Below are 6,231 nucleotides of genomic sequence, written 5' to 3'. Positions count from 1 at the left end.
GTTGGCGAGTTGGTGAGTTGGCGAGTTGGTGAGTTTTCCAGTTTATGAGTTCGGGAGTTCGTGCGTATGTAAAGTAAAGTAGATTAGGTTCGAGTTAATCAGTTTGTGCGTTAATGACCTAATGGGAGTGTGGGGTATTAACTTTCGCGAGTTGGTAAATTGGTGCGAGTTTTGAAACATTAGAAATGATTTAGGGGACACAAGCCCAAGTGCTTACGTCCCCCCAACAAGCTTAATTCTTAGATGTTGTCTTTGGTTTCTTCAATTCAAGCTTAGGAATTTTTATTTTTTGTCCTTCTTTCAGTTCCTTCACATTTCCGTTAACAGCCTCAATGTAGCACTCCATGCCTGGACCTAACATGCTTTTGCTTAGCGAATAAAGCGTTTGACCTTTTGTAACCGTTACCACATGGGCAATACCCACAATCTTATAAGCACCTGTTCGCACGCGGGCGTCTTTCTCGTATTGCTTGTAGTTTTGGTTTTCGGTTGTGTTGGCCTTAGCCTTCTCTTGCTTTGGCGCAGGTTTATCCGCCGTTTTTTCGGCAGGTTTCTTATTCTCGGAGGCTGTTGCAGCAGGCTTCTTATTGTCTGCTTTCTCCGCCTTTTTCTCAGCATTTTGTGCTATCTTCGCCTCGCTAGCTGCCAAATCGGCTTTGGTTTGGGCATCTATTAGCCTGTTTATCGAGTCTTCACGTGCCGAATCGGTAGGCGAAAGCGGCTGCTCGGATGCCTTTGAATCAGAAGGTTTAGAGGTATTCAATAGCGTTTCGAGGTGCGATATGCGGTTGTCTTTCAGCTGCATTTGGTTCAATAGGTACCAAGCCACACCGCCAACAACCACAATAATGCCAACAACACAGGCCACAATAAGCCTTCTGCGCTTTCTTCTGCGCTCCTCTTCTTCCCATTCGTCCTCTTCGTATTCACACGAGTTTTCATCTGTTTCGTCGTCGTCGTCTGAGTCCTCTTCATCAGATTGAAGTTCGGTTTCCACATCCGAGTCGTCAGCACTGTTGCTTTCCGTATCTTCTGGTGTAAGCTCGTCTTCTGTCTCCAAGTTCTCGTCAACAAGCGTTAGGCCTTCAACAACAGGCATCGCGCAAGCCGCTTGTACAGGTTCGCACTCGTTATCAGCGTCGGTATCGGTATCTACAATGTCATTGTCGGCATCAAGCATGTCTTCTTCTTTTGCGGGTTCGCCTTCCACATCATTATGTGTTTCTTCCACATCGCTTGCCTCTACCCCATCTACAACATCCATTTCGGTAGCATCGGGCGTTTCGTCTGCCTGCTCAGAAAGCCCTTCAACCGATTGGGTTTGTGCTTGTGTCCCTTCCGTTTCATCATCAGAAAGGATGTCGGGCGCGCCTGTTCCTGTTTCAATGGAGGTTTCCTCCAACTCTAACTCCGCACGCTGAACAACACGCTGTTCCTGTTCGTTGTGCCTTTCGCCGCCGTTAAGCAGGCGCAACTGGTCGGCAGTGAGGGTAAGTTGGGTTGTTGCATTCACTGCATTTTCAGCAACAGCAATTGGCCGTTGGTCGCCATTAAGTGCCGAAAGCTGTTGCATCGTGAGAATATGACTCTTTTCGGGAGCCTTCTTAACCGGCACTTCTGTTTCGTTGGGCACTTCTACGGGTGCGCTAGCCAATGCATCGGCAGCTTGGTTCACCACGGTTTCAATCTTAGAAGGCGGCAAGGTAGAGGTGGGCGTTAACTCTGCATCGTCCGAATTATCGTTCAAGGGCGTGCGGTCAGCGTCTGATGTCGTCTCCGTCCAGTCCATTCGCTCCAACTCTTTCAAGTCAACACCATCGTTGATAACAACCGTATCGAATTGGGCAAAGGGCTTGTTCACCAAATCTTTCATGGTGCTGTCGGGCGTAAAGGAAATCTTATCGCGCCCATCAATGATTATCGGCTCGCCCGTATTAACGTCAACGCTCTTGCGCGCACTAACGCTCATCACCTTAAACGTGCCAAGCCCTTTTAGCTTAACTTGCTTATCGTCGTTCAATCCCACGTTAAGCGTATCGAACATTGTTGCCACAAAGTTCTCGGCCTCCTTCAAAGAAAGCTTGTTTTTATTGACAAGAGCCATTGCCAACTCGCGGATACCAACTCTGTTATTCATCTTCACCTCCATTTTTGAGACGTTCCTTAATGGAAGCCGTGGGCCTAAAATTCAACACGAGTTTAGGTGGAACTAGCATGCGCTGCTGGGTGGCAGGATTGACCACCACGCGTTCGAGTCGTTTTTTCACTTCGAATGTGCCGAATCCAGGTATCGAAACGACGTCACCCTCGTCGAAACGTACAGCCATTTCGTCGATGACGTTGCGCACTAATGTTTGGGTTACGTTCTGTGTATAACCCGTTTGTTGCGCCAGTTCGGTTATAAACTCTTTGTTGTTCATTCTATTTCACCATATAAGTCAAATTCTTCACTGTCGGTGATGCGCACATTGTAGAAACTTCCAACGCGCAATTTCACCGTTGCTGGGATAAGCACTTCGGGGTCTACCTCTGGCGAAGACCATTCCGTTCTCCCTATATAGTAGTCGCCTTCCTTTCTGTCGATAATCACTCGGAGCGTTTTGCCCACCTTTTGGGCCTCTACCTCCGCACTGATATCTTGTTGCAGGGCCATCAGTTGGTCCAGTCGGCGTTGTTTCACTTCGTCTGGTATGTCGTCTTCGTAATGTTTCGCGCTGTAAGTACCTTCTTCTTCCGAGTAGGCAAAGGCGCCCATGCGTTCGAAACGCGCCCATTTCACAAAGTCGAGCAACTCGTTAAAGTCGTCTTCCGTTTCTCCTGGAAATCCAACCATCAACGTTGTGCGCAGGTGAATGCCGGGTATTTCTTCGCGAATGCGCTTTATCAGTTCCATCGTTTGAGCCTTGGTTACATGCCGGTGCATGCGTGTAAGCATGTTGTCGGATATGTGTTGCAGGGCGATGTCGATGTATTTGCACACGTTTGGCTTGTTCTTGATGACTTGGAGCAGGCTGTGGGGGAACTGATTGGGGTAGGCATAGTGCAACCTTATCCACTCCACGCCCTTGATGTCGGCCATTTCGCTAATCAAATCGGTTATCTGGCGTTGCCCATCGAGGTCTACACCGTAATAAGTAAGCTCTTGGGCGATGATTTGAAACTCTTTTACGCCCTGCGAAACCAAGCTGCGCACCTCTTCAAGAATTTCTTCTTTGGGGCGACTTACGTGCTTGCCCGTGATAAGCGGTATGGCGCAATAGGCGCAACTGCGGTCGCAACCTTCGCTAATTTTCAGGTAGGCATAGTGGCGGGGCGTGGTAATGCTGCGCGTTCCGTTGCACGATGCGATGACACCCTTTCCTAAATCTTTAAGCAAGTTTTTGTAATTGAACTTGCCGTAGAACTTATCTACCTGCGGTATTTCCTGTTCCAACTCCTTTTGGTAGCGTTGCGACAGGCAACCCATCACGTAAAGCTGTTTCAAACGCCCTTCTTCTTTGGCTTGTGCAAACTCTAAGATGGTGTTGATGCTCTCTTCTTTTGCACTTTCTATGAAACCACATGTGTTGATAACAACGATTTCTCCATTCGGTTTTTTGCTGTCGTGCACGCAGTGGTATCCGTTCGCTTCAAATTGCTTCATCAGCAATTCACTATCAACGAGGTTCTTTGAACACCCCATTGTGATGATGTCAACCTGATTCTTTTTCATTCTAATGTTTGAGTACTTGTTGTGATGTCGCCTTGTCCGCACGAACAACGTGGGGAACGAAGAGACACAGCACGAATGCAGTGGTGCTCTGGCAAGGCGAATGGGGATGTTGCCCCGTTTATTCATTGTAAGTTGATGAGTTTGTAAGTTCACTAGTTTAATGTTTCACCATCATGTTCTCAATTAAAAACCGACGAACTTGAAGGTTGAAGTACTCAACGAGTTCACTATACTACAAACTCAGCAACTTTTGTTATTCATTGAAAAGCGAATCTACGAAATGCTGGCGGTTGAAGAGTTGTAGGTCTTCCATGCCCTCGCCTAGGCCAATGTACTTTACGGGAACTTTTAATTGGTCGCTGATGCCAATCACCACGCCCCCCTTGGCCGTGCCGTCGAGTTTGGTAATGGCCAATGCGGTGATGTTGGTAACGGCCGAAAACTGCTTGGCTTGCTCGAAAGCGTTCTGCCCCGTTGAGCCATCAAGCACCAATAACACTTCGTTAGGAGCTTCGGGCAGTACCTTTTTCATCACTTCCTTTATCTTCTTCAACTCGTTCATCAGCCCCACCTTATTGTGTAGTCGGCCTGCCGTGTCGATGATAACTACGTCGGCACCATTGGCTTTGGCCGAACTGAGCGTATCGAATGCCACCGATGCGGGGTCGGAGCCCATCTGTTGTTTCACAACGGGCACACCAACGCGCTCGCCCCAGATGCAAATCTGCTCTACGGCAGCAGCCCTGAAAGTGTCGGCGGCACCAAGGTAAACCTTCTTGCCTGCTTGTTTAAACTGATGGGCCAGCTTACCTATGGTGGTTGTTTTTCCCACTCCATTAACGCCCACCACGAGTATCACGTATGGGTTACCCGTATCGGGGAGTTCCCAACTGTCGTTGTCTTGCGTGTTATTCTCGGAAAGCAGTGCGGTAATCTCTTCTTTCAGGATGTTGTTCAGTTCGCTTGTCGACACATACTTGTCGCGAGCCACCCGTGTTTCAATTCTCTCAATGATTTTCAACGTAGTGTCTACGCCCACGTCGGATGTGATTAGGATTTCCTCCAAGTCGTCGAGAACCTCGTCGTCAACCTTTGACTTTCCGGCTATCGCACGCGTTAACTTGCTAAAAACGCTTTGCTTGGTCTTTTCCAAACCTTTGTCTAGCGTTTCTTTCTTGCTTTTGTTGAAAAACCCGAATATGCCCATTTCGTTTCTTTTTGCTGCAAAGATACTTATTTTTATTTAGAAAACCTACACAAGTGCGCGTTTAGTGGGCTATTGTTTGCGCGTTGGCATCAACCGAAAGCGGGGTTGGCTTGGCGCAAGTACGTGGAATGTGCATTTTGATACAACTATAATGGGGGTGTGATTAATATTTTTGTTGCAAAAGTTTGTAGATTTAATGAAAGTATATAATTTTGCAGCAATACAACACACAAAAGGTTGAAAACAGACTATCGGGTTGTCTTTGTGCAGACGGCACATTTACGTGACATCCCCCCAATAAGCAATCATCGCAAGAAAGATAATCAATCATATATGAAACAAGAAAAAAAAGCTTTGACTCTTAAAACACTTAGCAAGAGCAACGTGTGGAGCATACAAGAGAATGACGTGTTCAGAATGTGGGAAGCAGCAGAAAAAGACGCCGACCTAAAAGATAACGCACGGCATTATATGGACGTTGTGAAAAGCGCGTTTGAAGCAGAAGAGATAAAGATAGACCGACCTGAAATCATAAAGAAGTATGAGGAACGCGGATTTAAGGTGGGAGCGATAAGGCTGGAAGAAGGACAAAAGACGAAACTGGCCATTAAGAAACGCCCCATCATGCGTGTTACCGACCTTACTTACGAAAACATACGCCACATTTCGGCAGCAAAACTCATCGAAGTGCTTGACAGAAACTTTGGCGGAGGCTGGGATTCGCTGTCACAAAGCGTGAAAGACATCATCGAAAGCGGCTTTGAGGTGAGCACGACCGTATTGCCAAAGGACCGTCTGCACAAGAAAGGCGGCATGTTCGACAAGAAGACCGAAGACGGATTTGAAGCACTTGAAATAGAGAAAGGAACGTGGGTGGAGGCCATTTTCGTTAAGGAAAAACCCGAAATGGAAAGGGTTACATCCCGACACGACGACAACTTTGCAGACGAGAAAGACCTTAGCAGTCGTGACGAAGACAATGAGGACGAAGACGAAGTGAACGACTCGGAAAGCCAATATAAGGACGACGAGGATGAGGACGATTCGTTCGACGAGGACATCCTCACCGAAGAAAGCTACCGAACAACGTTCGAAGAAGACAACGACGAACTGGGCATGGAGGCCGAAAACATCGGTGACGAGGACGACAATTACTAAGGCCATAAATACCATATCCCACCTTCGAAAGGCAAACTCCCCTTAAACGGAATGCCGCCAAAAAGCTCCGTTTAAGGGGAATTATGTAGACAGGAGCGTCATCTGAATCGGGATAAATACGTATACGCTTGTTGTTTGTAGACAAGAATTAATT

5 protein-coding genes are annotated in these 6,231 nt (G+C 47.3%); 1 reads left to right on the top strand and 4 read right to left on the bottom strand.

What is annotated here, in order from left to right:
- Window positions 1–232: 232 nt before the first annotated feature.
- The 4 genes from HMPREF0670_RS01425 to ftsY form a co-directional block, all read right to left on the bottom strand.
- Window positions 233–2,137: an HU family DNA-binding protein gene (locus tag HMPREF0670_RS01425; RefSeq protein WP_157579522.1), complete on the bottom strand. Its 1,905-nt coding sequence runs from the start codon at window positions 2,135–2,137 to the stop codon at window positions 233–235.
- Window positions 2,130–2,420 (bottom strand): HU family DNA-binding protein, encoded by a 291-nt coding sequence (locus tag HMPREF0670_RS01420; protein ID WP_009229377.1) that lies wholly within the window; start codon window positions 2,418–2,420, stop codon window positions 2,130–2,132. The genes HMPREF0670_RS01425 and HMPREF0670_RS01420 overlap by 8 nt, the downstream gene beginning before the upstream one ends.
- Complete coding sequence (gene rimO / locus HMPREF0670_RS01415; protein ID WP_009229376.1) at window positions 2,417–3,712, bottom strand: 30S ribosomal protein S12 methylthiotransferase RimO; 1,296 nt, start codon at window positions 3,710–3,712, stop codon at window positions 2,417–2,419. Before rimO ends, HMPREF0670_RS01420 begins: the two co-directional genes overlap by 4 nt.
- Before the next feature lie 253 nt (window positions 3,713–3,965).
- Window positions 3,966–4,919, bottom strand: coding sequence for a signal recognition particle-docking protein FtsY (gene ftsY, locus HMPREF0670_RS01410; protein WP_009229375.1), 954 nt, complete (start codon window positions 4,917–4,919; stop codon window positions 3,966–3,968).
- Window positions 4,920–5,252: 333 nt separating this feature from the next.
- Between ftsY and HMPREF0670_RS01405 the strand changes: the two genes are divergently transcribed.
- On the top strand, window positions 5,253–6,077 hold the full coding sequence (locus HMPREF0670_RS01405; protein ID WP_044077587.1) for a hypothetical protein: 825 nt from the start codon (window positions 5,253–5,255) through the stop codon (window positions 6,075–6,077).
- Window positions 6,078–6,231 lie beyond the last annotated feature (154 nt).

The sequence above is a fragment of the Prevotella sp. oral taxon 317 str. F0108 genome (assembly GCF_000162415.1).
GTDB lineage: Bacteria > Bacteroidota > Bacteroidia > Bacteroidales > Bacteroidaceae > Prevotella > Prevotella conceptionensis.
Note: the sequence above shows the minus strand (reverse complement) of the source record. Positions and strands in the feature narration are given on the sequence as shown.

Coding starts and splice junctions, on each gene's coding strand:
- HMPREF0670_RS01420 (WP_009229377.1), bottom strand. CDS start 2,420: ATGAACAACAAAGAGTTTATAACCGAACTGGCGCAACAAACGGGTTAT.
- rimO (WP_009229376.1), bottom strand. CDS start 3,712: ATGAAAAAGAATCAGGTTGACATCATCACAATGGGGTGTTCAAAGAAC.
- ftsY (WP_009229375.1), bottom strand. CDS start 4,919: ATGGGCATATTCGGGTTTTTCAACAAAAGCAAGAAAGAAACGCTAGAC.
- HMPREF0670_RS01425 (WP_157579522.1), bottom strand. CDS start 2,137: ATGAATAACAGAGTTGGTATCCGCGAGTTGGCAATGGCTCTTGTCAAT.
- HMPREF0670_RS01405 (WP_044077587.1), top strand. CDS start 5,253: ATGAAACAAGAAAAAAAAGCTTTGACTCTTAAAACACTTAGCAAGAGC.